Genomic DNA, 25,623 nt, shown 5'->3' with positions numbered 1-25,623 from the left:
CGGCCATAATCAAATCGGGACTTGTAAGTATTATTAAGCTCGCAAGTAATGGAACAGATTGCGCAGCATGCCGGCCGTTGCCCCCCAGATGAAGAAACGTTCATACGGCATGGCATAGAAATGGCGCTTGCCCTCCCCGCCCGGCAGCTCGAAGGAGAGGCGCTGGTGGTGCATGCCGTTCATCAGGAAGGCGAGCGGCACCTCGAAGATTTCGGCCACCTCGTTCGGATCGGCCCTCAGCTCGAACGGCGGTTTCACGAGGGCGACCACGGGCGCGACGCGGTAGGCGCTGCCGGTGACGTAGTCGGGCAGGACGCCGACGATGGAGATATGACGGCGGTGCAGTCCGATTTCCTCTTCCGACTCGCGCAGCGCGGTTTCGATCGGCGAGGAATCGAGTTCCTCGGCGCGGCCGCCGGGAAAGGCGATCTGGCCGGCATGGCTGCTCAGGTGGTCGGTGCGCAGGGTGAGCAGCACCGTCAGGCCCTCGGGACGCATCACCAGCGGCACCAGCACGGCGGCGCGGCGCAGCTTGAAGCCCGGCGACATCCAGGACTCGTCCGGCGTTTCCGGCTCCCAGGCCAGGCGCGAGCGGGCGAAGCGGGCGCGCAGGTTTTCTACCGTCAGCAATGCGGGGTCGATGGCGGGCTCGCCGGCAATGGCGTCGACCGGCAGTTGGGTTGGATCCAGATGAATCTTAGCCAAAAGCATTTCTCCTGGTCACTACAATGAGCGGATAAAGAAAAAGGCATCCCGGGGGATGCCTTTTTCCATTCCACAGACGCGATTACTGAGCGGCTGGGGCGGTTGCGACTTTGCGCTGTGGCAGCTTTTCTTTGATACGTGCCGACTTGCCCGAACGCTCACGCAGATAGTACAGCTTGGCGCGACGGACATCACCGCGGCGTTTCACTTCGATCGAAGCGATCAGCGGCGAGTACAGCTGGAACGTACGCTCGACACCTTCACCCGACGAGATCTTGCGAACGATGAAGTTCGAGTTCAGGCCGCGGTTACGACGCGAGATGACGACGCCTTCGTATGCCTGGGCGCGCTTGCGGGTGCCTTCGACGACGTTGACGTTGACGATCACGGTGTCGCCAGGTGCGAAATCAGGAATGGCGCGGCCGAGGCGCGCGATTTCTTCCTGCTCGAGTTGCTGAATCAGATTCATTTCTTATGACTCCATAAACCATCTTGCTGGCGCGCATTGAGACTGCTTGTCTCGCCCAGTAGAGGATGGGGTTGAACATACGAGCAACATGCCCGCATGTCTCGCACCAACTGGTGCATTTTCCGACCTTACTCCGCAGGACGGAGCGAGGTCAAAAACTTTTCGTCGGCATTTGTCAGCTGGCCCGCTGCGCGCGCCTTGTCCAACAGTTCCGGCCGTTTCTTCATGGTCGCTTCCAGCATGCGCTGGCGGCGCCATTTCGTAATCTCTGCGTGGTTCCCGCCCATCAGGACCGGCGGTACCGGTACGCCCTCATAGACATCGGGGCGGGTATAGTGCGGCGAATCGAGCAGGCCGTTGACGAAACTGTCTTCGACCGCCGAGGCATCATCGCCCAGTACACCGGGCAAGAGCCGCACCACTGCATCCATCAGGGCCATCGCCGGCAATTCGCCGCCGGAGAGCACGAAGTCGCCGAGCGAAATTTCCTCGTCGACCATGCGGTCCAGCAGGCGCTGGTCGACCGCTTCGTAGCGGCCGCAGAGGACGACCAGGCCCGGCTCGTCCTTCAGCGCCATGACGCGTTCGTGCGTCAGCGGTTTGCCCTGCGGCGACATGAACACCACGCGCGGCGGCGGCAAGCCTTGTTCGACCTGGCGCGCCTTGGCCGCATTGATCGTCGCCTCGAGCGGCCTGGCCAGCATCACCATTCCGGGGCCGCCGCCATACGGGCGGTCATCCACGGTGCGGTGGCGGTCCGTCGTGAAATCGCGTGGATTCCACAAGGTCAGGCCCCAGCGTTCCTGCTCGAAGGCGCGGCGGGTCACGCCCGACTGCGTCAACGCGGTAAACATCTCGGGAAACAAGCTCACGACGTCAAATTGCATCGGGACCTCGTCTCGACAAGACCGGGTTAATAATCCAGACCCCAGTCCAAAGTAATCTTGTTTGCCTTGAGTTCGACATGCTTGACGAACTGGTCCACAAACGGAACGAGGCGCTCGGGCGCCTTTTCCTTGCTGTCCTGCTCCGGCACGGGCTCGATACGCAGAATCGACTGCGGACCGTTGCTCATCATGTCGATGACCTTGCCGAGGGCTTCGCCCTGCAGGTTCACGACATCCATGCCGATCAGGTCGGACCAGTAATACTCGTCTTCCTCAAGCGCGGGAAATTCAGCCCGCGATACCTGCACGGCGGCGCCCTTCAGCGCCTCCGCCGCATCGCGGCCCGCCATCCCGACGAGGGTGGCGACGACGTCGCCGCCATGCATCTTCGCGGTCCGCACGGTCACGGAACGCAGGCCCGGTTTGTCGAGCCACCAGGTTTTCACATTCATCAGCGCATCGGCATCCGTCGAGAACGGCGTGACGCGGATGGCGCCGGCGATGCCATAGGCACCGGCCACATACCCGACCTGGGTCAGGTCGTCAGGGGCTTGCACCCCGCTTGCAGCTGAATCGGTCAAACCTGGAACCTTGCTTTAGGCAGCTGCGACTGGGGTCTGCTGAGCGACCAGGCGAGCGACGGTTGGCGACAGTTGTGCGCCAACGCCTTGCCAGTAGGCCAGACGGTCAGCGGTGATACGCAGGCCCACTTCGGCGCCCGAGGCCATCGGGTTGTAGAAACCGATGCGCTCGATGAAACGGCCATCGCGACGGTTACGCGAATCGGTTGCAACGATGTTGAAGAACGGGCGCTTTTTTGCGCCGCCACGTGCCAAACGGATAACGACCATAATAATTCCAAAAAGTTGTACTGGACGGAGAAAGCCGACGATTATAGCGCGCAATGCCAAAGAGCAGCAAGCGATAATGGCAAGAGCGGACAACGAGCGCGCAATCCCGGCCGAATCGGGCATTATCCGCTATTTTTCGCCCGGCCGCCACCTGCCTGCCCGGCTCGGTCAACGCCAGCAACAAGTTGATACATGGCATTTACATAAATTATGATGCTTTTGTCACGTTTATCAACGATACTCTGCCATTCGTGTAACACATCCGTTCATTCAACCGGCTTCGCATGGCACACAAGAACAAGACGCTCGCCACCGCGCTGGCGCTTTCCCTCGGCACGCTGGGGGCGCATCGCTTCTACCTGCATGGCGGCGTCGATCGCCTCGGCCTGCTGCACATCAGCAGCCTGCCGATTGCAGGGCTCATCTTCAGCCAGGCGAACGGGAGCAATCCCTTCTACGCGCTGCTGCCGCTCCTGATCTCCGCCATCGCCGCCTGTATCGAAGCGCTCGTCATCGGCCTCACGCCCGACGAGAAGTGGGACGCGCACTTCAATGCCGCAGCAAACACCCGTTCGAACTCGAACTGGATCCTCGCCGTGCTGCTGGTAGCCACCCTGTTCATCGGCGTGACGGTGCTGATCGCCACGATTTCGCGCCTGTTCGACCTGATGTACACCGGCGGCGCCTACGGCTGAACGGGCCGCCATGAAAAAAGCGGCCCGCAGGCCGCTTCGTCGAACGGAAACCGTCAGGCTCAGAACTGCTCGATGTCCAGCGCCAGCACGCCGGCGCTGCCGTCGACGATGGCCGAGCGCAGGCCGCCTGCACCGGACAGGATGTGATCGGCGAAGAAGCGCGCGGTGGCGATTTTTGCGCGCAGGAAGGATGCATCGCCCTGCCCTGCATCGAGTTTCTGCTGCGCGACCAGGGCCGCGCGCGCCATTTGCCAGCCGCCGAGAACGATGCCGGCCAGCTTCAGGTACAGCACGGAACCCGCGAACACGCCCTTGATGTCAGACTTCACGTTCGCCACGACGAAGTCGACGACTTCTTCCAGCGCCGCCGAGCCAAGCGCCAGCTGCGCGCGTATGGCAGCAAAATCGGCGCCCTGCACTTCCGCCAGCGCCGCCTCGGTCGCGCGCACCTGGGCGATGATCGATTTCGCCACCGCGCCGCCGTCGCGCACGGTCTTGCGGCCGACCAGGTCGTTCGCCTGGATCGCGGTCGTGCCTTCGTAGATGGTCAGGATCTTGGCGTCGCGGTAGTGCTGGGCGGCGCCGGTCTCTTCGATGAAGCCCATGCCGCCATGCACCTGCACGCCGTCGCGCGCGACGTTCTCGCTCATCTCGGTCGACCAGCCCTTGATGACCGGGACCAGGTATTCGTACACCGCGAGATTGGCTTTGCGGGTCGCTTCATCGGCGTGGTAGTGGGCGATGTCCGAGATGCCGGCGCCGACATAGGCCAGCGCACGTGCAGCCTCGGTCTGGGCGCGCATCGACATCAGCATGCGGCGCACGTCCGGGTGGTGGATGATGGCGACGGGACCGGCCGAACCGGCCAGGTCGCGCGACTGGATGCGGTCCTTGGCGAAGGCGACGGCCTGCTGGTAGGCGCGCTCGGCCAGGCCGATGCCCTGCATGCCGACGCCGAAACGGGCCGCGTTCATCATGATGAACATGTATTCCAGGCCGCGGTTTTCTTCGCCGACCAGGGTGCCGATGGCGCCGCCGTTGTCGCCGAACTGCAGCACGGCGGTCGGGCTGGCCTTGATGCCGAGTTTATGTTCGATCGAAACGCAGTGCGCGTCGTTGCGCGCGCCCGGAGTGCCGTCTTCGTTGATCAGGAACTTCGGCACGATGAACAGCGAGATCCCCTTCACGCCCGGCGGCGCGTCCGGCGTACGCGCCAGCACCAGGTGGATGATGTTCTCGGCCATGTCGTGCTCACCATAGGTGATGAAGATCTTGGTGCCGAAGATTTTATAGGTGCCGTCGCCCTGCGGCACGGCGCGCGTGCGCACGGCGGCCAGGTCCGAACCGGCTTGCGGCTCGGTCAGGTTCATGGTGCCGGTCCATTTGCCGGTGATGAGCGGCTCGAGGTACAGGGCTTTCTGTTCGTCGGAGCCTGCCGTCAGCAGCGCTTCGATGGCGCCGTCGGTCAGCAGCGCGACCAGTGCGAACGAAATCGAGGCGGCGTTCAGCATCTCGGTGCACGGGGTGGCGACGAGCTTCGGCAAGCCCTGGCCGCCGAATTCCTGCGGGTGCTGCACGCCCTGCCAGCCGGATTCGCCGAAGGCCTGGAAGGCGACCTTGAAGCCGGCGGAGGTCGTGACCTGGCCGTCGTGCCAGAAGCTCGGCTCCTTGTCGCTCGGATGATTCAGCGGGGCGACGACTTCGCCGCAGAACTTCGCATTCTCTTCCAGCACCGCTTCGACGGTGTCGACGGTCGCGTCTTCGCAGCCTGGCAGCTGGCTGACCTGCTGCAGGTTCGCCAGTTCGTTCAGGACGAACAGCATGTCTTTGATCGGGGCTTGGTAGCTCACGATATCTCCTCAGATTTGGATGTAAAACAGGCCACGGCAGCCTGGCGTGATGCCGGACCAGCGTGGCCTGTGTGTTCTTCTTGATTGGCTCCGGCCAAACGGATCGAATCGCATACGGTGAAACGCGTGGGCTCGAGAGCCCACCCTTCCTTACACGACCGTCGTTGACAGCCGATGCGCACCGTAGGGTGGGCACTTGTGCCCACGCGGTGATACGCAGCGGCCAACAATCAAATTCAGCCCAATTCCTTGACCAGCTCAGGGATGACTTCGAACAGGTCGCCCACCAGGCCATAGTCTGCCACCGAGAAGATCGGCGCTTCCGGATCCTTGTTGATGGCGACGATGGTCTTCGAGTCCTTCATGCCGGCCAGGTGCTGGATCGCGCCCGAAATGCCGACGGCGATGTACAGCGACGGTGCGACGATCTTGCCGGTCTGGCCGACCTGCCAGTCGTTCGGCACGTAGCCGGCGTCGACGGCCGCGCGCGAGGCGCCCATTGCCGCGCCCAGCTTGTCGGCCAGGGGTTCGAGCAGCTTGAAGTTGTCGCCCGAGCCCATGCCGCGCCCGCCCGAGACGATGATCTTCGCGGCGGTCAGTTCCGGACGGTCCGACTTGGCCAGCTCGCGGCCGACGAAAGCCGACTTGCCGAAATCGGCTGCTGCAGCGATCGATTCGACGGCAGCCGAACCACCGGTAGCGGCGGCAGCATCGAAGCCGGTGCCGCGCACGGTGATGACTTTTACCGCGTCGCTCGACTGCACGGTGGCGATGGCGTTGCCGGCGTAGATCGGACGCTCGAAGGTGTCAGGGGAGTCGACCTTGGTAATTTCCGAGATCTGGGCCACGTCCAGCTTGGCGGCGACGCGCGGCAGGATGTTCTTGCCGTAGGCGGTGGCCGGCGCCAGGATGTGCGAGTACGAACCGGCGATGGCCAGGATCTGCTCGGCCACGTTTTCGGCCAGGCCGTCGGCGAAATACGGCGCGTCGGCGACCAGCACTTTCGAGACGCCGGCGATCTGCGCGGCGGCTTCGGCGGCGGCGCCGCAGTTGGAACCGGCGACCAGCACGTGGACGTCGCCGCCGCACTGGGCGGCCGCGGTCACGGTGTGGTGGGTGCTGCCCTTGAGGGAGCCATTGTCGTGTTCAGCAATAACGAGTGCGACCATGATGTTTCCTTATTAGATGACTTTGGCTTCGGTGCGCAGCTTCTGCACCAGCGTGGCGACGTCCGGCACCTTGATGCCCGCCGAGCGCTTGGCCGGCTCGACGACCTTCAGGGTCTTCAGGCGGTTCGCGACGTCGACGCCCAGGTCTTCCGGCTTGATCGTTTCCAGCGGCTTTTTCTTGGCCTTCATGATGTTCGGCAGCGTGACGTAGCGCGGCTCGTTCAGACGCAGGTCGGTGGTGACGATGGCCGGCAGGGTCAAGGAAACGGTTTCCAGGCCGCCGTCGACTTCGCGCGTCACGGTGACCTTGCCGTCTTCCAGCACGACCTTGGAGGCGAAGGTCGCTTGCGGCCAGCCCAGCAGGGCCGCCAGCATCTGGCCGGTCTGGTTCGAATCGTCGTCGATCGCCTGCTTGCCCAGGATGATCAGCTGCGGCTGCTCTTTATCTGCCAGCGCCTTCATGATCTTGGCCACGGCCAGCGGCTCGGTTTCGCCGTTGGTTTCGACCAGGATGCCGCGGTCGGCGCCGATCGCCATGCCGGTGCGCAGGGTTTCCTGGCACTGCGGCACACCGACGGAGACGGCCACGACTTCGGTGACCTTGCCGGCTTCCTTCAAACGGGTCGCTTCCTCGAGCGCGATTTCGTCGAACGGGTTCATCGACATCTTGACGTTGGCGATATCCACGCCGCTGCCGTCGGACTTGACGCGGACCTTGACGTTATAGTCGACCACGCGTTTGACGGGTACCAGGACTTTCATAGGTGTGCCTTTGAAAAAATGAAAAGGTAGACGGGGCTAAAGTGGCCTAGATTATAAGAGATAAACAGAATCAAGGCTGAATTAAAGCACGATCGTGCGATTTTTGGCTAGAGGGATGCTTCCAAAACGTGCGTTCGTATAACAAAAGGGGAAGCTGGCGGGGGGCACAGCAAGCACCCCGCCGGGACGGCGCTTACTTGCGGCGCATCAGGAAGACGAACTCGCCATTGCTGTGCGAGTGGGACAGCAGCGCGTTGCCGGTCTGCTTGGCAAAAGCCTGGAAGTCACGCACGGAACCGGTGTCGGTGGCCGTGATGCGCAGCACCTCGCCGGTGGCCATTTCGGCCAGCGCCTTCTTGGCTTTCAGGATAGGAAGCGGGCAGTTCAGGCCGCGCGCGTCCAGGTCCTTCTGGAATTGAATCGTATCGGTGTCGAGAATCGTGTCGCTCATCGCATGCCTGCTTAGGTGGTGATACTAGGTTCGGAGTCTACTCCAATTCCCGGATTATGACGCGCCGCACCAAAATAGTCACGAATTGTTGCATTGCCACAACCGTAATAGATGTGCTGAGGAAAGCTTGACTGAGGAATAATTGACGAGGCGGAGGGGATTCTGCAGGATGGATGCCCCGGGTACACACACGGTGCGATGCGGAATGTGGCAACGGCGCCAAGGTTTTCCGGCACTTCTGGAATGTTAATTCAGGTGCGATCGAGCGATCGTTTTTGCACCGTTCCAGCACAGTGACGCACCGGAACGATGCCGATCAAACCTGGGTGGACGGAAAAACCGTCCACCCAGGCGTTGCTTAAGCGCGTTCGCCGACCCAGCCCGCGACTGCGGCCAGCGCGTTTGGCAGCCCCGACGGATCGGTACCACCGGCCTGCGCCATGTCCGGACGCCCGCCACCCTTGCCGCCCACCTGCTGGGCGACGAAGTTGACCAGCTCGCCGGCTTTGACTTTGCCGGTCGCATCCTTGGTCACGCCGGCGATCAGGCTGACCTTGCCATCAAGCACGCTGGCCAGCACGATAGCGGCCGTGCCCAGCTTGTCCTTGAGCTTGTCCATGGTCTCGCGCAGGCCCGTGACGTCGGCGCCGTCCATCGTCGCCGCCAGCACCTTGATGCCGTTGACGTCGACCGCCTGGTTCACCAGCTCGTCGCCCTGGCCCGACGCCAGCTTCGACTTCAGCGCTGCGACTTCCTTCTCCAGCAGTTTGACCTGATCCTGCACCTGGGCGATGCGCGAAGGCAGTTCGTCCGGGCCGGTCTTCAGGGCCGAGGCGGCGGCCAGCAGCCTGGCGTTGGTTTGTTGTACCCACGCCAGCGCGCCCTCGCCCGTCACCGCCTCGATACGGCGGATGCCGGCGGCGACGCCGCTCTCGGAGACGATCTTGAACAGGCCGATGTCGCCGGTGCGGGTCACGTGCACGCCGCCGCACAGCTCTTTCGAAGAGCCGATGTCGAGCACGCGCACTTCGTCGCCGTACTTCTCGCCGAACAGCGCCATCGCGCCGTGCTTCACCGCGTCGTCGAAGGACATCAGGTGCGCCTGGGTCGGATGGTTTTCGAGGATCTCGCGGTTCACGATCTGCTCGACCTGGGCGATCTGCTCGGGTGTCACCGGTGCATTGTGGCTGAAGTCGAAACGGGTTTTATCCGGATCGACCAGCGAACCCTTTTGCTGGACGTGCGAACCGAGGACTTCGCGCAGCGCCTTGTGCATCAGGTGGGTCGCCGAGTGATTGCGGATGGTGCGCGCACGCTTGGCCTGGTCGACCTGGGCGTCCACGGTGTCGCCGATCTTCAGCGAACCACTGCGCAGCACGCCGTGGTGGCCGAAGACGTCGGCCTGGATTTTCAGGGTGTCTTCGACTTCGAACTCACCGCCAGTTGCGCGGATCAAACCGTGGTCGCCCACCTGGCCGCCCGATTCGGCGTAGAACGGCGTCGTGTCGAGCACGACGATGCCTTCCTGGCCGGCCTTCAGTTCCTGCACCGAGACGCCCTCCGAATACAGCGCCAGCACGTGGGTGTTGTGCACCAGCGATTCGTAGCCGACGAACTTCGTCTTCTCGCCTGCGTATTCGACCTTGGCGGCCATCTTGAACTTGCCGGCGGCGCGCGCGGTCTTCTTCTGCTGCTCCATGGCGGCGGTGAAGCCGGCTTCGTCGAGCGTCACGCCGCGTTCGCGGCAGATGTCGGCCGTCAGGTCGAGCGGGAAGCCGTAGGTGTCGTACAGGGTAAAGGCGGTGGCGCCGTCCAGGTTCTTCGCATCTTTCGCCAGCTGCGCTTCCAGGATCTTCATGCCGTTTTCGAGCGTCTCGCCGAAGCGCTCTTCCTCGGCCTTCAGCACCTGGGCGACGCGCTCTTTTGCGTCCGTCAGTTCCGGATAGGCGCCGCCCATCTCGGCGTCGAGGTCGGCGACCAGCTTGTGGAAGAACGGACGGGTCTGGCCCAGCTTGTGGCCGTGGCGCAGGGCGCGGCGGATGATGCGGCGCAGGACATAGCCATGGCCTTCGCTGCTCGGGATGATGCCGTCGACGATCATGAAGGAGGCCGCGCGGATGTGGTCAGCGATCACCTTCAGCGAATTGTTTTCCAGGTCGGTCGCGCCGGTTTCGCGCGCCGATGCCTTGATCAGCGCCTGGAACAGGTCGATCTCGTAGTTGCTGTGCACGTGCTGCAGCACGGCGGCCAGGCGCTCCAGGCCCATGCCGGTGTCGATCGACGGCTTCGGCAGCGGGGTCAGCACGCCCGCTTCGTCGCGGTTGAACTGCATGAACACCAGGTTCCAGATCTCGATGAAGCGGTCGCCGTCTTCCTCGGGCGAGCCCGGAGGACCGCCCCAGATGTCGGCGCCGTGGTCGTAGAACACTTCGGTGCATGGACCGCAAGGGCCGGTGTCGGCCATCTGCCAGAAGTTGTCCGACGCGTAGCGCGCGCCCTTGTTGTCGCCGATGCGGATGATGCGCTCTTTCGGCACGCCGATTTCGTTGGCCCAGATGTCGTAGGCTTCGTCGTCTTCGAAATAGACGGTGACAGTCAGCTTCTCGGCCGGCAGCATGTAGACCTTGGTCAGCAGCTCCCAGCAGTAGTTGATGGCGTCGCGCTTGAAGTAATCGCCGAAGCTGAAGTTACCCAGCATCTCGAAGAAAGTGTGGTGGCGCGCGGTGTAGCCGACGTTTTCCAGGTCATTGTGCTTGCCGCCGGCGCGCACGCAGCGCTGCACGCTGGTCGCGCGCGAGTACGGACGCGAATCGAGACCGAGGAAGACGTCCTTGAACTGCACCATTCCGCTGTTGGTCAACAACATGGTCGGATCGTTGCCCGGCACGAGGGGGCTGGACCGTACGATCGTATGGCCCTTGGACTCAAAAAACTTGAGGAACTTTTCGCGAATTTCGGAAGATTTCATGTTGGTGGGTGCGGAAAGAGCGCAGTACGGTAGATAAAGCAACGATTATATCAGTCAGCGCTGACTTTATTTACACGCTCGCGGAACGTCCCACCGAGGGGGATTTCAGGCGAAATCCGGCTTGATCAGGTCGATGCGGTCGGTGCAAAACGCCTCGACTCCCCAGGACAGCAATTCGCGCGCGCGCACAGGATCGTTGACCGTATAGCAAAACAGCCCGTAGCCGGCCGCCCTCACCTCGCGCGCCAGCTCCGGCGTCAGGTGCTTGTGGTTGGTGTGGATGGCGATCGCCTCCACCGATTGCGCGCGGCGCTCCCAGTCCGGCGCCAATTCGCTCATCAGGCAGGCGCGCGGCACCTCGGGCGCCACCTCGCGCGCTGACGCCAAAGCCAGGTGGCTGAACGACGACAGCAGCGGCACCGCCGCCAGGTCGCCGGCCGCGATCTCGTCGGCGAACAGGGCAGCGGCGATGCGCGCCACCGTGCCGCCGGTCTCGATGTCGTACCCGGGTGCCGGCTTGATCTCCATGTTCATCCAGATCCCATGCGCCTTGCAGAACTGCGCGAACTCGACGAACAGCGGCACCGGCTCGCCTTCGTGTTCACGGGCGAACCAGCTGCCGGCATCCATCGTCGCCAGTTCAAACGCGTCGTAGTCGAAGACATTCCCGGTGCCCAGCACGGTGCGTCCAAGATAAGGGTCGTGCATCACCACCGGCACGCCGTCGCGCGCGAGCATGATGTCGTATTCGATGGCGCGGTAGCCGCGGCGCATGCCTTCAACCAGCCCGGCCAGCGTGTTTTCCGGCGCCAGCACGCCGCCGCCGCGGTGGGCCAGCACGTGCGGGTAGCGCCAGGAGCCGGGCAGCGTCGTCATGTCAGGCCATACCCGGGCACGGCGGACAGCTGCCGGGACAGCAGGGCCGCTGCATACGTCAGGGCAACAAAAAAGAGGGGCAAATAAGGCATCTCGTCAGCTTAGCCTTGGCGCGGCGCTCGTGCAATTGCTAGTCGGCACCGATGTGGCTGTTTTATGGCCACTCGGTTCGATACCGTACCGAATCGCGCAAGCATGCGCCCTACCCTCGACCTTCATCTTGTCTCTCAGTAGTTAAAACCAAGCAGGAGGTTGTCATGGCTTTTGATTTAGGAAACCTGTTGAACCAATACATGGGCGGCGCCGCCGGTGCCGACAGCGCCCGTACCGAAGAGGACTTCGACCGTGTTGCCCAGGCCGCTCCGCGCGAAACGGTGGCCCAGGGGGTGACCCAGGCGCTGCGCTCGGACCAGACCCCGCCCTTCCCGCAGATGGTCGGCCAGATGTTCGGCCAGAGTAATCCGAACCAGCAGGCCGGCATGCTGAACCAGCTGATCGCGGCCGCCGGCCCTTCCCTGCTCGGCATGCTTGCCGGGCGCGGCGGTGCGGGCGGCGGCATGGGCGGCGGCCTCGGCGGCATCGGCGGCATGCTGGGCAACCTGCTCGGCGGCGCCACTGGCGGCCAGCCGCAGATCACGCCGGAACAGGCTTCGCAGCTCTCGCCGGAACAGGTGCAAGAGATCGCCCAAAAGGCGGAACAGGAGAACCCTGGCGTGGTCGAGCGCATGGGCGATTTCTACGCCCAGCATCCGAACGTCGTCAAAGGCCTCGGTGCGGCCGCGCTCGCCATCGCGCTCGGCCACATGGCGCAAGGCATCCAGCGTCGCTAATTACGGTTCCAACACCACCCTCAACAACAAAAGGAGCATCACATGGGCATTCTGAGCAATATCTTCAGCAAGATCTTCCCGTCCTCGCACGCGGCCAACAAGCAGCCACAGGCGCAACCGCAAGCCCAGCCCCAGGCACAGGCCCCGCAGGCCCAGCCTCAAGCTGCACCGCAGGCAGCGCCCGCCCCCGCGGCAATGGACCAGGTCGACGTCGAAGCCATCCTGACCCAGAAGCAGCAGGCGTCGGGCCAGCAGCTGAACTGGCGCACCTCGATCGTCGACCTGCTCAAATTGCTCGACCTCGACAGCAGCCTACAATCGCGCAAGGAACTCGCCGCCGAACTGCACTACACCGGCGACACTTCCGATTCGGCCTCGATGAATATCTGGCTGCACAAGCAGGTGATGAACAAGCTGGCCGCCAACGGCGGCAAGGTGCCGGCCGACCTGAAAGACTGATCGATGACGCGCCGGCCCGACGGGCCGGCAATCAGTCAGCCAGGGACGTGTTCGCGGCGGTTCCGCACGCAAAGCAGAACCGTCCGAAGGCATTCTTGCGCGCCGCGCAGCCGCCGCACCGGTCGAACAGGCCGATGCCGCAGTGCGGGCAGTAATCCGTTTTCCCGTCTTTCAGGTCGACCGGCCGCTCGCAGCCCGGGCACACGCTCTTCCCGAGCCTGGCCAGCGCCGTGTCGTAGCGCAGCGTCCGGCGCCGCTGCACATCCGGCAAGGCTTCGCTTTCCTTCTGGCGCGCCAGGTAGCGCTGCAGGGCGGCGATCGCATAGCGCCCCGCCACCACAGTGACGATGATTCCCACGATATAGCGCACATAGCCGCCGTAACTCGGCAGGTAGGGCACCAGCTCGAAGAAGAAGGCAAACAGGGCGAAAAAAATAAAACCCCAGGCGAAAGGCCAGGAAGGACTCTTTCTCTTGTGCTTGAACAGCCAGCCGGCGGCAACCAGCAGCGGCAGGGTCAGCGCCAGGCGGTAGCCGAAGATGCGCAGGGTCAGCGACTGCAGCGCCTTGTCGCGCCTGAACTCGGCCGGCAGCTCGAGCTCGTGCCGGCGCCTTGTGGCGCGCTCGCCTTGCTGGGTCGCGTCGAGCAGGGCCTGGCGCTGCGCTTCCACCGCAGCCAGGGCGCGCCGCTCGTCGGCTTCCAGCGTTTCGAGCGCCTTGGTCCGGGCAATCAGTTCGGCATCCTGGTCGGGTCGCGCGGTCACGCTGCGCGTGGCGACCCAGTTGTCGAAGCCGGCACGGGCCGACTTCGTGTTCGCCTGCGCCACGCCGTGTTTTTCGACGGCTTGCGCATAACGTTCGCTGGCGAGTGTCTGCCGCCGGTCCGCCTCTTCCTCGTCCCGGCGCACGGCGGCAAGCTGGGCCGGTTCCATGAACTGTTCCAGGGTGGGCGACCGTTCCACATCGGCCAGGTTGTCGACGATTTTGCCGCCCAGGCCGATGAGAAAGCTGGCGAACGCAAACGCCACCAGCCACAGGGCGCGCTGCAGCCATTTCTCGGTCAGCCGCAATCCTTTGCTCATATTTTCCTCCCGTTACGATAAACGCGCGATGAGCGGCGATCTCAGGCAAAGCCGCGGGACGCAGCTTGTCATGGCTCAAAACAGGAAGCCAGCGCGAAACGTGGAGGGAGCGTGGGGCGATACCGGAGGGGGCGTTGAACGGCACGCCCCGAAGTCCTGCGCGTCCCTTACCGCAAGGACGCGCAGTGTCAAAACAATCAGAAGTAGGACAGTCCCAGCGCGCGGCGTACTTCGTCGACCGTACCGGCCGCCACTTCACGCGCCTTCATTGTGCCTTCCTTGAGCATCTGCAGCACCTGCCCCTTGTCCTGCGCGAACTCTTCGCGGCGGGCGCGGATCGGGGCCAGCATCTCCTGCAACACCAGGTCCAGGCGTTTCTTGACGATGCTGTCGCCCAGGCCGCCGCGCGTGTAGTGCGCCTTCATCTCTTCCAGCGCCGCCTTGTCGGTATCGAAAGCGTCCAGGTAGAGGAAGGCGACGTTGCCCTCGACGTGGCCCGGGTCCGAAACCTTCAGGTGCAGCGGATCCGTGTAGACCTGTTTCACCGCGGCGCGGATCTGGTCTTCGCTGTCGCCCAGGTTGATGGTATTGCCCAGCGACTTGCTCATCTTGGCCTTGCCGTCGATGCCGGGCAGGCGGCCGATTTCCGGCACCAGGGCCTTGCACTCGACCAGGATGTCTTTATTGACCAGGCGGTTGAAGCGGCGCACGATCTCGTTGCACTGCTCGATCATCGGGATCTGGTCCTCGCCCACCGGCACCAGGGTCGCCTTGAAGGCGCTGATGTCGGAGGCCTGGCTGACCGGGTAAGTCAGGAAGCCGGCCGGGATGTCGCGCTCGAAATTGCGCAGCGCGATTTCCGTCTTGACAGTCGGGTTGCGCTCCAAACGGGCGACGGTGACGAGATTAAGATAATAGAATGTCAACTCGGCCAGTTCCGGAACCTGGGACTGGATGAAGATCGTCGACTGGCTCGGGTCGATCCCGACGGCGAGGTAATCGAGCGCCACTTCGACTACATTCCGGTGTACCTTGCCGGTGTCATCCATGTTGTCGGTGAGCGCCTGGGCGTCGGCCAGCATGATGAACTGGCGGTACTCGTTCTGGTAGGCAACACGGTTGCGCAGGCTGCCCACGAAGTGGCCGAGGTGCAGCGGGCCGGTCGGACGGTCGCCGGTCAGGATGACAGGTGCGGGGGTCTTGGTCTCTGGGGAATTCATCGGTTTTCCTTGTGTGTGCCCCGATCCCGCCGCGCCAAAAAAAACGCCACCTGAATCGAGGCGGCGTTCATTTGAGTCACATCTTCTCGTCTGGGCCGCGCGTCGTCAGCGGCGCCACCAGGTGACAAACGAGGAATGTGGGTTGAGAAATTTCATGGATGGCATGTTTGCAGGTTGACGGCGCAATGTCAACCGGAAGTCGAGCCGGACGCGACGAGGGGGAAGCGTCATCGGCCAACCATGAAGGTGCCGGACGCGCTTATCTTTTTTCATGAGCGGCGGCGAAATCAGACAGTCGATTATTCCGAACTTTATCTTTTCGGCGACCGTCTAAAAGTTTTTTGTTGTTAAAATTCTAATAAGTGGTGAAATCATGAATAACACGAGCCCGAACAGCCAATCCCGCCCACTCGAAGAGCGTGTGAAAAAAACTCCAGGGCAAGGCGCATCGTCGAAGACAGTACAGTCGTACGGCGAGACGATGCAACGCAGCCATGGAGAATTTTTTCACGCGCTCGAACTCTGGGGCGGCCTTGAATGCACGGTAAATCGCGTGCAAGACGAGTACTTCAGCCAATTGGACCGTAACGGCCACGCCCTGCGCAACTGCGACATCGGGCGCTTCGCATCGACCGGCATCCGCGCCATCCGCTATCCGATCCTGTGGGAACGCACCGCCCCGGACGGCATCGACAAGGCCGACTGGAGCTGGCCCGACGAGCGCCTCCCGCTCCTGCGCGAAGCCGGCGTGACCCCGATCGCAGGCCTGATCCACCACGGCAGCGGCCCGCGCGATACCAGCCTGCTCGACCCCGCCTTCCCGGAACGCCTGGCCGAGTACGCGGGCGCGGTGGCCGCCCGTTATCCCTGGCTCGAGTACTACACACCCGTCAACGAACCCTGCACCACCGCGCGCTTCGCCGGCCTGTACGGCGTCTGGTACCCGCATGCGCGCGACGACAAAAGTTTCATCCAGGCCCTGCTGATCCAGTGCCGCGCCGTCGTGCTCTGCATGCGCGCCATCCGCAAGGTAAATCCGAACGCCAGGCTGGTCCAGACCGACGACCTCGGCAAGACCTACAGCACGCCCGAGCTGAGCCATGTCGCCGAGTTCTACAATGAGCGCCGCTGGCTGGCCTGGGACCTGCTATGCGGCACCGTCGGCCCGGAACACCCACTATGGAAATACCTGACGGGCACCGGCGTCGATGTCGCCGACCTGCTCTGGTTCCGCGACAACACCTGCCCGCCGGATATCATCGGCGTGAACTATTACGTGACCAGCGAGCGCTGGCTCGACCACCGTCCGGAGCGCTATCCGCAGCACCACCGCGGCATGGCCGACGGCATCCCCTGCGCCGACATCGAAGCTTCGCGCGCGCTGGCCACGCCGACGGCCGGCATCGGCCCTCTGCTCACCGAAATCTGGGAGCGCTATCGCCTGCCGCTGGCGATCACCGAAGCCCATATCGACGCCAACCGCGAAGATCAGCTGCGCTGGCTGCTGGAGATCTGGCAGGCGGCGCAAACGGCGCGCACCAACGGCGTCGACCTGCGCGCCGTCACCGTCTGGTCGCTGCTCGGTTCCTTCGACTGGAACAGCCTGGTCACGCAGAACCGCGGCTATTACGAGCCGGGCCCCTTCGACGTCCGTTCGCCGCTGCCGCGCCCGACCGCGCTGGCTGCCATGATGCGCGAACTGGCACATGGCCAGCCGCTGTCGAACCCGGTCCTGCGCGGCCAGGGCTGGTGGCGCCGTCCGGACCGCTTCCTGTGCACCCCGGTCGCTACCCCGGCGGCCCTGACCTCGATCCCTGCCCCCGCCCAGCGCCTGGCCGGCATCCGCGCCGCGCCGATCCTGATCACGGGCGCTACCGGCACCCTGGGCCGCGCCTTCGCCCGCATCTGCCAGAAGCGCAACCTCGCCTACAAACTGCTGTCGCGCCACGACATGGACATCGCCGACCCGGCCTCGGTCGAGCGCGCGCTGGCCCACCACAAGCCCTGGGCCCTGATCAATACCAGCGGCTATGTGCGCGTCGACGATGCCGAGAGCGATGTCGAGCGCTGCATGCGCGACAACACACACGGCGCCGCGATCCTGGCCGAGGCCTGCGCCCGCCACGGCGTGCACCTGACTACCTTCTCGAGCGACCTGGTGTTCGATGGCCGCAAGGAAGCCCCATACGTCGAGAGCGATCCGGTTACGCCGCTGAACGTCTATGGCCGCAGCAAGGCCGAATCGGAAGCCGCCGTGCTCGATCAACACCCGGGCGCCCTGGTGGTGCGTACCAGCGCCTTCTTCGGTCCCTGGGACAAGCACAATTTCGTCACGCTGGCGCTGAACGCGCTGGAGCGCGGCGAGACTTTTGTTGCGGCCGACGACATGACCGTCTCGCCGACCTACGTGCCGGACCTGGTGCATACCTGCCTCGATCTCGCCATCGACCGCGAATCCGGCGTCTGGCACCTGAACAACGGCGGCTCGGTCACCTGGTTCGAGCTGGCGAAGCTGGCGGCGCAAAAGGCCGGCATCGATGCCGGCACGCTGGTCGCGCAATCTTCAGGCACGATGGGCCTGACCGCGGCGCGTCCGAACTACAGCGTCATGCACAGCGAGCGCGGCGTCCTGCTGCCGAAGCTGGAGAACGCGCTCGACCGCTATCTCGAGCTGCGCAATGTCCACGATCCGGAGTACGAGGAACTGGTCAAGACCGCGGAAACGCGGGTGCCTGTGGCCAGCGGCCATCGCCAGCAGGAAGAGACGCCGGCCGAAGCGGTGCGCGGCGGGTTCTGAGCGTCAGGTGAACGCTCACGGGCGCAGGTCCGCCTGCGCCCCGAAGGTGTTCCGGTATTCCTGCGGGACCGTGTAGGGAATGAGCCGGCTCATCAAGGCCGCCACCACCAGGACCGACACGACCGCTCCCACGCACAGGGGCACGCCGACGGCGGCCGCGCGCTTGCGCGGCGACGGACCCGCGCGGCGCGCAAGCGCACAGCCGAGGTGAACGAACACCGCCAGCACGGCCAGGAAATAATAGGGGACGAAAAACAGGCTGTAGGGCCAGGCCTGCAGTCCCGCCGCGGCAAAGTGGACATTCGTGTCCAGCCCGAGCACCGTACGCCCGGCCAGCACCGCCGACACGTGAATCAGCAGGAACAGCGCCAGATAAGCGCCCGACCCGGCCTGCAACCAGGCGAGCCATCCCCGCCGCCTCTTCCAGCCCGACGCCGCCAGGCGCAGGCCGCTGCCCGCCTGCAGCACGACACCAGACAACAGCAAACTTTCGACGACCGGCTGGCGATAGACCAGCCGCGCCGTTTCCATGAAGCGCAGGTGCGCGGCGATGCCGCCCAGCGCCGCCAGGTGGTTGGCCAGGTGCGCCAGCACGAAGATCGAAACGAGGACGGCGCCGAAGCGGTGGAATGTGCGTTCGGTCTTCATGGCGCCCGCCTCGCCAGCAGCAGCTTGAGCGACTCGCGCGGGCGCAGCGTGATGTGGAACTCGGGTTCGGGCGGCGCCATCCCTTCCGGCGCCGCCACTTCGAAGCGCTGCAGGAACATCGCCGCGACCACCGTCATCTCGGCCAGCGCCAGGTGCTGGCCGATGCACACGCGCGGCCCCGCACCAAAGGGCAGATAGGCGCCGCGGACTTGTTTCCCGGCGTCGTCGGCGAAGCGCTCGGGCCGGAACGCGTCCGGCTCAGGAAACCAGCACGCGTCGCGCTGCATCAGGCCGACCGGCACCGTGAACATGGTCCGCGCCGGAAAGCGCCAGCCGCCGAGCGCGATCGCTCCCGTCGAACGGCGGCTGAGGAGCACCGGCGCGGCCGGATACAGGCGCAGGGTTTCCTGCAAGGTGCGCTTCAGGCAGGCGAGTGCGGGCAGGTCTTCGGCGGCCGGGTCCCGTCCTCGGAGGACGGCGTCGACCTCGGCGCGCGCGGCCGCCTGCGCCGCCGGGTTGGCGGCCATGCACCAGGACCACCAGGTCAGCGTGGCGGCCGCGGTCTCGTGGCCCGCAAGGAAGGCCGTCATGCATTCGTCGCGCACCGCCTGCAAGGACCAGGCGTCAGGATCGTCCAGGTGCAGGATTAGAAGCCGCGTCAGCAAATCGCCGGGCCACAGATCGCGCGCCAGCGCCAGCCGCGTGGTCACATGGCGTTCGATCAGGCCGCGCAGCATCTTCATGGCGCGCCGTTTGGACGCCTTCCACGGCATCCAGTCGGGCCAGCTCGCCGGCCAGTACATTTCGGCGTTGCCCGCGACCGAGACTTCGTGCACGGCACGCTCGGCCAGGCGCGCGTCGGCATCGATTTCGCTGGAAAACATCGTGCGCAGGATGATGTCCATGCCGAGCGACGTAAAGGCCTGTTCGATCGGCCAGGCCGCGCCGTCCGCGCGCCATCCTGCCAGCGCCTTGCCGCTTGCTGCCGCGATGTCGGGCACGAAGGACTGCACCGCCTTCGGCGTGAAGCTGGGCTGCAGGGCCTGGCGCCTGGCGCGCCAGGGCTGGCCTTCGGCCGTCAGCACGCTGTGCCCATGCAGCTGCGCCATGACCTGGACGCCGCGCTCCCAGCGCACCAGCCCCTCGTGCTGGGCGACCAGCAGTTCGCGCACCAGGGCGGGATCGGTGAGCACGACCTGGTGCTCGGGCCGGATCCGCAGGTGCACGACGTCGCCGTGGGCGCGCCGCCACCCTTCGAGCGTGCCGAGCAGGTCGCGCGACATCGCGCGCAGCAGGCCCCAGCCGGTGAGGCCGGACGCCGGACCCGGCGGCCAGCTGCCCGCCGGCTGCGGCGCAGGTTCGGAAGACGCCGCGCGCAGGGCGGCGTGATGGGGGCACTCGAAGGGTGTGGAAGGTTTCATGCCATCGATTCTCGGCCTTCCCCTGACACGGGTCTTGTACGAAAGCGACATCAGCGGCATGACAATTTGACAGCATTTTGTTGTTATACTTGGTTTCCATGGCTGCCCGCCCCCTCACCTCACCAATCTGCCCCTCCCCGCTCGAGCGCGCTCCCCGCGCCGCGCGCGCGGGTGGCGTCCCTTGCGAATCGCTGCGCCTGGCGCCCGCGTCCCTGCAGGGCGCACTGCTCGCACTGGTCGCGCGCGACACCAGCGCTCTGCTCCTGGACGATGCCCAGCGCCTGACCCATTTCCCGGCCTCGCCCTTCGTCACCATTTCCTGGTTCCGGGATGCGGAGGTGGGCCTGGTGACGCCCGGTCCGCACGGTCCGGCCTGGGCGCCCTTCGGCGCATCGGTCGTCGTCTCCGGCACCCAGGCGCATCCGACGGTGAGCTGGTCGCCGACGACGGGACGCGGCCATGTCGCCTGCTTCACGGCCGACGCCGCGCAAGCGCTGTTCGGCCTCGACCTGGCGGCGATCCAGGACCGTTTCGCGCCTGTCGGCGAGGTGATCGGCCCGGAATTCGCCGCGCTGTGGGACGCGCTGCTGGCGAGTGAGGACGCGGAAGTTCCGGGGGTACTGGAGCGCCACCTGGCACGCCGCTGGCAGGCCGTGCAAGGCCGCGATTCGGAACGTCCGTCGCTGCGGCAGCTGGGACGGCACTGGGTCGAACGCCTGGGCTGGCAGGCGAGCCAGTGGGCGCGCGTGCACAGCCCGCGCCACGTCGAGCGCCGGGTGAAATCCTTCAGCGGCAGGTCGCTGCGCGAATGGCAATCGATCGTGCGCACCGAAGGCCTGTTCTTCGCGGCGCGCGAGCGCTACGAGGCCGGCCTGCCTTTCGACTGGGCAGGGCTGGCGCAGGACCAGGGCTTCACCGACCAGGCGCACATGATCCGCAGCGCGAAGCGCATCACCGGTTTTGCGCCGACCGAATTCGCCCAGCGCTTCGCCGAGGACGAATCCTTCTGGATGTACCGGCTCTGGGTATAACGGGGCTGATACGCGCCGCGTTATAAAATGGCAAGGTCACCCGACAACCGCAAAGGCAGTTACCCGTGCAAGAGCAACACGCTTTCCCGTTTTTCCGGGAAATCATCCTTTTCCTGATCCTCGCCGGCATCCTCATCCCCACCCTGCAGCGCCTGCGCATCAACCAGGTGCTGGGCTTCCTGGCGGTCGGCGCCCTGGTCGGTCCGTTCGGGCTCGGCCTGCATGCGGCCGAATTCCCCTGGCTCGCCTGGCTGACCTTCCCCAGCGGCCAGGGCATCTCGATGCTGGCCGAAATCGGCGTGCTGTTCCTGATGTTCATGATCGGCCTCGAACTCTCGGCCGCGCGCCTGTGGGCGATGCGCGCCTGGGTCTTCGGCGGCGGCACGGTGCAGGTGCTGGCCAGCGCGGCGCTGATCGGCGGCGCGCTTCATTTCCTCGGCCAGCCCTTCGCCACGGCCGCCATCCTCGGTCTCGTACTCTCGCTTTCCTCGACCGCCGTCGTGATGCAGCTGATGAGCGCACAAGACAGCACCGGTAGCCGCCTCGGCCAGGCCGCGTTTTCGGTGCTGATGCTGCAGGACCTGGCCGTGGTGCCGATCCTGGTCCTGATCGGCGTGCTGGCACGCGGCGGCGGCGACGGCGCCGCGACACTGGCGATGCTGACGATGGCGAAAGCGGCCGGCGCGATCGCCCTGATCTATCTCGTCGGCGGGCGCGTCATCCATCCCCTGTTCAAAGCCTTTGCGCGTCACCGCCAGCCGGACGTGTTCATGGCGCTGATCCTGCTGAGCACCTTCGGCATCGCCGGCCTGTCGAACGCCGCCGGCCTGTCGATGGCGCTCGGCGCCCTGATCGCCGGCCTGCTGCTGGCCGAGACCGAGTTCCGGCACGAGGTCGAGCTGATGGTCGAGCCCTTCAAGGGCCTGCTCATGGGCCTGTTCTTCATGACGGTCGGGATGGGCATGGACCTGCGCCAGCTGGTCGACGCGCCGCTGTGGCTGGCCGGCGCCGTCTGCGGGCTGGTGCTGATCAAGGCTTTCGTGGTCACGCTGCTGCTGCGCGCCGGACGCTTTTCGTGGACGCGCGCGGCCGAGGGCGGCCTGCTGCTGGCCCAGGGCGGCGAGTTTGCCTTCATCGTACTGGGCGACGCGGTGGCGGCCAAACTGCTCGACCCCGGCCTCGGCGCGCGCGTGATGCTGGCCGTCGGCCTGTCGATGTTCATCACGCCGCTGCTGGCGCGCCTGGGACGGATGATCGGCGAGCGCGGCGAACGTGCCGCCCGCGAGAGCGCGGCCCAGCACGACGAAACGGCGCTGGCCGAGGCGCGCGGCAAGATCGTCATCGCCGGCTTCGGCCGGGTCGGGCAGCAGCTGGCCAAGCTGCTCGACGCCCAGCACATCCCGTATGTCGCTTTCGAAAACAACGCCACCATGGTCTCGAAGCTGCATGCGCAGGGCGTCCCGGTCTTCTTCGGCAACGCGGCGCGCCCGGAACTGCTGCGCCTCGTGAAGGCCGACCAGGCGCCGGCGATCGTGCTGACGATGGACAATCCGTCTTCGGCCCTGCAGGCGGTGCGCGGGATCCGCCGCGAATTCGCCGAGGTGCCGCTGTTCGTGCGCTCGCGCGACGAGCGGCATGCACGTTCGCTCAAGCGCGCAGGCGCGACGGTCGTGGTGCCGGAAACGCTGGAAGCGAGCCTGCAGCTGTCGGCCTTCGTGCTCGAAGCGATGGGGCTGGACGAGCGTACGGTGGACGACATCGTCGACCGCGAGCGCGACCTGTTTGCCGAGCAGCTCAACGATGCGGGTTTACGGGAGCCGGGGCACCGCGGGTGACGCCATCCCACCCGCGGGCTGTCGAGCGGGGCAGCTATAATCGCGGCTCGACAAACTTGTTCAGACCATCATGATCGATTCCGGCAATCTCAAGGGCGCGCCCAGGGCGCTGGGCCATATCCGCGTGCTCGATTTGTCGCGCGTGCTGGCCGGCCCCTGGTGTTCGCAAAACCTGGCCGACCTCGGCGCCGATGTGATCAAGATCGAGCGCCCCGGCTGCGGCGACGACACGCGCGCCTGGGGCCCGCCCTACGCGAAGGATGCGGACGGCAAGGACACGGGAGAGGCGGCCTATTACCTGTCGGCCAACCGCGGCAAGCGCTCGGTGACGGTCGATATCGCCAGCAGCGAAGGCCAGGCCCTGATCCGCGAACTGGCGCGCGAGGCCGACGTGGTCCTCGAAAACTACAAGGTCGGGCAACTGAAGCGCTATGGGCTGGACTACGCGTCGCTGAAGGCCGTCAAGCCGGACCTCGTCTACTGCTCGATCACCGGATTCGGCCAGGACGGACCCTATGCGCACCGCGCCGGCTACGACTTCCTGATCCAGGGCATGGGCGGCCTGATGTCGGTGACCGGAGAGCGCGACGAGCTGCCGGGCGGCGGTCCGCAAAAGGCCGGCGTGGCGCTGACCGACCTGATGACCGGGATGTACGCCACGATCGCGGTGCTGGCTGCGCTGACCCACCGCGACCGCACGGGAGAGGGTCAGTACATCGACATGGCCCTGCTCGATACGCAAGTGGCGATGCTGGCCAATGTCGGCAGCAACTACCTCACCAGCGGCAAGGCGCCCAAGCGCTGGGGCAATGCGCACGCCAATATCGTGCCTTATCAAACCTTTGCCTGTTCCGATGGGCACATCATCGTCGCGGCCGGGAACGACGGCCAGTACCAGAAGTTCGTCGAAGCCGGCGGCCGTCCCGAGCTGGCGGCCGACCCGCGCTTCGCGACCAATCCGCAGCGGGTGGCCAATCGCGACGTGCTGGTGCCGCTGCTGGCGGAGATGGTGGCGACGCGCGGCCGCAACGAGTGGATTGCAATGCTCGAAGCGGTCGGCGTGCCCTGCGGGCCGATCAACGATGTGGGTGAAGTGTTCGCCAACGAGCAGGTACGGGCGCGCGGCATGGCGGTCGAGCTGGCGCACCCGAGCGCCGGCAAGGTGACGCTGGTGCGCAGCCCGATGAAGATGTCCTCGACGCCGGCGACGAGCGACAAGGCGCCGCCGCTGCTGGGCCAGCACACCGACGAAGTGCTGCGCGATGTGCTGAAACGGAGCGGCGACGAGATTGCGGCGCTGCGCGCGCGCGGAGTGGTGTAAGCAGTACTGCCGCTTGGTACGCGGCCTTGGCGCCGCGTGATGGATTGCTCCCGCGCCGCCGGCCGCGTGCCTCGGCCGGCCTTGCGGGTGTTCGTGCTTAGTGCAGCTTGTGCTTGAAGTCCGACAGCTCGGCGTGCACGCGGGTGACGACCGCTTCCAGGTGCGCCGGCATCTGCGGTGACGACCGGCTGATGCGCTTGGCTTCGTCGCCCATGTCTTCCAGACTATCGACGCATTGCACGATGCGTGCCTCATCGTTCGACTGCATCACATCGCGCGCCTGCTTCACCTCCCTCGAAATGCGCTCGATACAGGCGCGCATCTCAGGCGGCGTATCCTGCGACGACTTGCAGGCCTGCTCGGCTTCGCCGATGGTCTGCTGCAGGTGGCTGTAGCGTTGCTGGATTTCGTTGGCTTGCAGCATGATGACCTCCTCAACATAAAGTGAGCAGATCATTTTAGCGCTGGATCAAAAAGGCGTGCGCGCGGTGTACGCTGGCTTGCAGATAGACGAAGTCGCAGCTGCCGCACGGCTACGAGACCTGATTGTTATCCCATTGCCAAATCGTACGGCCGTAGTCGGTGTCTAAGCTCGGCATTATCTCGCCCTTGTGGAATAGGCGTCGAGATTCCGTTTTGGCAGGCGTGAAGTAAAAACCGGTCTCGGGACAGGCCTCACCGGCCGGGACCTGAGCATGCTGCGTAGCTGGCGTAGGATTATCCCGCGCCCCCCCTCCTCATCCGAAACGCGTTCAACCAGGTACCAGGTACAGTCTCGATTCTCGAATATCGGTTCCTCGGCATATTGCTCACCCGTTGTCGGGTCCAGGAGCGGTCGCATGCCAACATGCACCTTTGCGGCGGGGGCCGTTTCATATCCGATGTACAGAAATTCCGCACAGCTTGATACTACGTCGGGCACATAAATTCCGTTGCGCTCAAGCTTTTGTCCGGTTGCAACAAATATCCCCCTTTGTATTCGATAACTCGGCCACTGTGCCGGCGGATTCAAAGGTCCCCACTGCTCGTCGTAAGTTACAAGGTCGAATGGCCCCCAACCAGCCCGTTCGGTTCGACAAATATTGCTGGCAAGTGTGACCGCTTTATGCAGAAATTCCCCATACACGTTCTCATCCGCACGCTCCATCCATCCCGCCCAGAAATCCATTTGGCCCTTGAAATCAGATTTGGGTCCCCATGCATAGCTGAGCCCCCGAAGGTCCCCATGCGTCAATAGGATATAGCCAGTGTACAGTCCCTGTAGCGTGTTCCGAAAATTTGGCAATACTCGATTACC

23 protein-coding genes are annotated in these 25,623 nt (G+C 64.8%); 7 read left to right on the top strand and 16 right to left on the bottom strand.

Annotated elements, in window-relative coordinates:
• Positions 1-33 precede the first annotated feature (33 nt).
• The 5 genes from ACI48I_RS11840 to rpsP all read right to left on the bottom strand — a co-directional run bounded on the left by ACI48I_RS11840 (position 34) and on the right by rpsP (position 2,912).
• Positions 34-711, bottom strand: coding sequence for a CoA pyrophosphatase (locus ACI48I_RS11840; protein WP_193686697.1), 678 nt, complete (start codon positions 709-711; stop codon positions 34-36).
• 76 nt (positions 712-787) lie between these two features.
• Positions 788-1,174 carry a 50S ribosomal protein L19 gene (gene rplS, locus ACI48I_RS11835; RefSeq protein WP_193686698.1) on the bottom strand — a complete coding sequence of 129 codons (387 nt, stop codon included), beginning with the start codon at positions 1,172-1,174 and terminating at the stop codon, positions 788-790.
• A gap of 128 nt (positions 1,175-1,302) precedes the next feature.
• The gene (gene trmD / locus ACI48I_RS11830; RefSeq protein ID WP_193686699.1) at positions 1,303-2,061 is read right to left on the bottom strand and encodes a tRNA (guanosine(37)-N1)-methyltransferase TrmD; all 759 of its coding nucleotides are present in this window, start codon (positions 2,059-2,061) and stop codon (positions 1,303-1,305) included.
• Between the two features lie 26 nt (positions 2,062-2,087).
• Positions 2,088-2,642 (bottom strand): ribosome maturation factor RimM, encoded by a 555-nt coding sequence (rimM, locus tag ACI48I_RS11825; RefSeq protein WP_498574277.1) that lies wholly within the window; start codon positions 2,640-2,642, stop codon positions 2,088-2,090.
• 15 nt (positions 2,643-2,657) lie between these two features.
• Positions 2,658-2,912 (bottom strand): 30S ribosomal protein S16, encoded by a 255-nt coding sequence (gene rpsP, locus ACI48I_RS11820; protein ID WP_192054370.1) that lies wholly within the window; start codon positions 2,910-2,912, stop codon positions 2,658-2,660.
• Between the two features lie 284 nt (positions 2,913-3,196).
• On the opposite strand from rpsP, the gene ACI48I_RS11815 reads away from it, so the two are divergent.
• Positions 3,197-3,607, top strand: a complete 411-nt coding sequence (locus ACI48I_RS11815) for an NINE protein (RefSeq protein WP_193686701.1) — start codon at positions 3,197-3,199, stop codon at positions 3,605-3,607.
• Between the two features lie 59 nt (positions 3,608-3,666).
• On the opposite strand, the gene ACI48I_RS11810 is transcribed toward ACI48I_RS11815, so the two are convergent.
• The 6 genes from ACI48I_RS11810 to ugpQ form a co-directional block, all read right to left on the bottom strand.
• Complete coding sequence (locus ACI48I_RS11810; protein WP_498574276.1) at positions 3,667-5,457, bottom strand: acyl-CoA dehydrogenase; 1,791 nt, start codon at positions 5,455-5,457, stop codon at positions 3,667-3,669.
• 236 nt (positions 5,458-5,693) lie between these two features.
• Entirely contained in the window at positions 5,694-6,626 is a 933-nt protein-coding gene (locus ACI48I_RS11805) for an electron transfer flavoprotein subunit alpha/FixB family protein (protein ID WP_498574275.1), read from the bottom strand.
• A 12-nt stretch (positions 6,627-6,638) separates the two neighbouring features.
• The gene (locus ACI48I_RS11800; protein ID WP_193686704.1) at positions 6,639-7,388 is read right to left on the bottom strand and encodes an electron transfer flavoprotein subunit beta/FixA family protein; all 750 of its coding nucleotides are present in this window, start codon (positions 7,386-7,388) and stop codon (positions 6,639-6,641) included.
• Between the two features lie 193 nt (positions 7,389-7,581).
• Positions 7,582-7,839: a sulfurtransferase TusA family protein gene (locus ACI48I_RS11795; RefSeq protein ID WP_193686705.1), complete on the bottom strand. Its 258-nt coding sequence runs from the start codon at positions 7,837-7,839 to the stop codon at positions 7,582-7,584.
• Positions 7,840-8,197: 358 nt separating this feature from the next.
• Positions 8,198-10,807: an alanine--tRNA ligase gene (gene alaS, locus ACI48I_RS11790; RefSeq protein WP_498574274.1), complete on the bottom strand. Its 2,610-nt coding sequence runs from the start codon at positions 10,805-10,807 to the stop codon at positions 8,198-8,200.
• Between the two features lie 105 nt (positions 10,808-10,912).
• Complete coding sequence (ugpQ, locus tag ACI48I_RS11785) at positions 10,913-11,683, bottom strand: glycerophosphodiester phosphodiesterase (RefSeq protein WP_498574273.1); 771 nt, start codon at positions 11,681-11,683, stop codon at positions 10,913-10,915.
• Between the two features lie 257 nt (positions 11,684-11,940).
• Here ugpQ and ACI48I_RS11780 point away from each other — a divergent pair, with 257 nt between their 5' ends.
• Positions 11,941-12,513, top strand: coding sequence for a hypothetical protein (locus tag ACI48I_RS11780; protein ID WP_227496548.1), 573 nt, complete (start codon positions 11,941-11,943; stop codon positions 12,511-12,513).
• Positions 12,514-12,555: 42 nt separating this feature from the next.
• Positions 12,556-12,972, top strand: coding sequence for a DUF3597 domain-containing protein (locus ACI48I_RS11775; protein WP_498574272.1), 417 nt, complete (start codon positions 12,556-12,558; stop codon positions 12,970-12,972).
• Positions 12,973-13,003: 31 nt separating this feature from the next.
• Here the strand turns inward: ACI48I_RS11775 and ACI48I_RS11770 are convergent, their stop codons facing one another.
• Together ACI48I_RS11770 and trpS are read right to left on the bottom strand one after the other, a co-directional pair.
• Positions 13,004-14,053, bottom strand: coding sequence for a serine endopeptidase (locus ACI48I_RS11770; RefSeq protein WP_498574271.1), 1,050 nt, complete (start codon positions 14,051-14,053; stop codon positions 13,004-13,006).
• A gap of 197 nt (positions 14,054-14,250) precedes the next feature.
• Positions 14,251-15,273, bottom strand: a complete 1,023-nt coding sequence (trpS, locus tag ACI48I_RS11765) for a tryptophan--tRNA ligase (RefSeq protein WP_193686710.1) — start codon at positions 15,271-15,273, stop codon at positions 14,251-14,253.
• Between the two features lie 481 nt (positions 15,274-15,754).
• Between trpS and ACI48I_RS11760 the strand changes: the two genes are divergently transcribed.
• On the top strand, positions 15,755-18,070 hold the full coding sequence (locus ACI48I_RS11760) for a family 1 glycosylhydrolase (protein WP_498574270.1): 2,316 nt from the start codon (positions 15,755-15,757) through the stop codon (positions 18,068-18,070).
• A 15-nt stretch (positions 18,071-18,085) separates the two neighbouring features.
• Here ACI48I_RS11760 and ACI48I_RS11755 read toward each other — a convergent pair whose 3' ends face one another.
• Together ACI48I_RS11755 and ACI48I_RS11750 are read right to left on the bottom strand one after the other, a co-directional pair.
• On the bottom strand, positions 18,086-18,718 hold the full coding sequence (locus ACI48I_RS11755) for a hypothetical protein (RefSeq protein WP_498574269.1): 633 nt from the start codon (positions 18,716-18,718) through the stop codon (positions 18,086-18,088).
• Positions 18,715-20,139, bottom strand: coding sequence for a cytochrome P450 (locus ACI48I_RS11750; RefSeq protein WP_498574268.1), 1,425 nt, complete (start codon positions 20,137-20,139; stop codon positions 18,715-18,717). The genes ACI48I_RS11755 and ACI48I_RS11750 overlap by 4 nt, the downstream gene beginning before the upstream one ends.
• Positions 20,140-20,237: 98 nt before the next feature.
• On the opposite strand from ACI48I_RS11750, the gene ACI48I_RS11745 reads away from it, so the two are divergent.
• The 3 genes from ACI48I_RS11745 to ACI48I_RS11735 all read left to right on the top strand — a co-directional run bounded on the left by ACI48I_RS11745 (position 20,238) and on the right by ACI48I_RS11735 (position 24,326).
• Positions 20,238-21,170 (top strand): AraC family transcriptional regulator, encoded by a 933-nt coding sequence (locus tag ACI48I_RS11745; RefSeq protein WP_193686714.1) that lies wholly within the window; start codon positions 20,238-20,240, stop codon positions 21,168-21,170.
• Positions 21,171-21,235: 65 nt separating this feature from the next.
• Positions 21,236-23,005 (top strand): cation:proton antiporter domain-containing protein, encoded by a 1,770-nt coding sequence (locus ACI48I_RS11740; protein ID WP_193686715.1) that lies wholly within the window; start codon positions 21,236-21,238, stop codon positions 23,003-23,005.
• Positions 23,006-23,075: 70 nt separating this feature from the next.
• Positions 23,076-24,326 carry a CaiB/BaiF CoA transferase family protein gene (locus tag ACI48I_RS11735; protein WP_498574267.1) on the top strand — a complete coding sequence of 417 codons (1,251 nt, stop codon included), beginning with the start codon at positions 23,076-23,078 and terminating at the stop codon, positions 24,324-24,326.
• A gap of 97 nt (positions 24,327-24,423) precedes the next feature.
• On the opposite strand, the gene ACI48I_RS11730 is transcribed toward ACI48I_RS11735, so the two are convergent.
• Complete coding sequence (locus ACI48I_RS11730; protein ID WP_193686717.1) at positions 24,424-24,750, bottom strand: hypothetical protein; 327 nt, start codon at positions 24,748-24,750, stop codon at positions 24,424-24,426.
• Positions 24,751-25,623 lie beyond the last annotated feature (873 nt).

Source organism: Massilia sp. LXY-5, from assembly GCF_059801075.1.
Note: the sequence above shows the minus strand (reverse complement) of the source record. Positions and strands in the feature narration are given on the sequence as shown.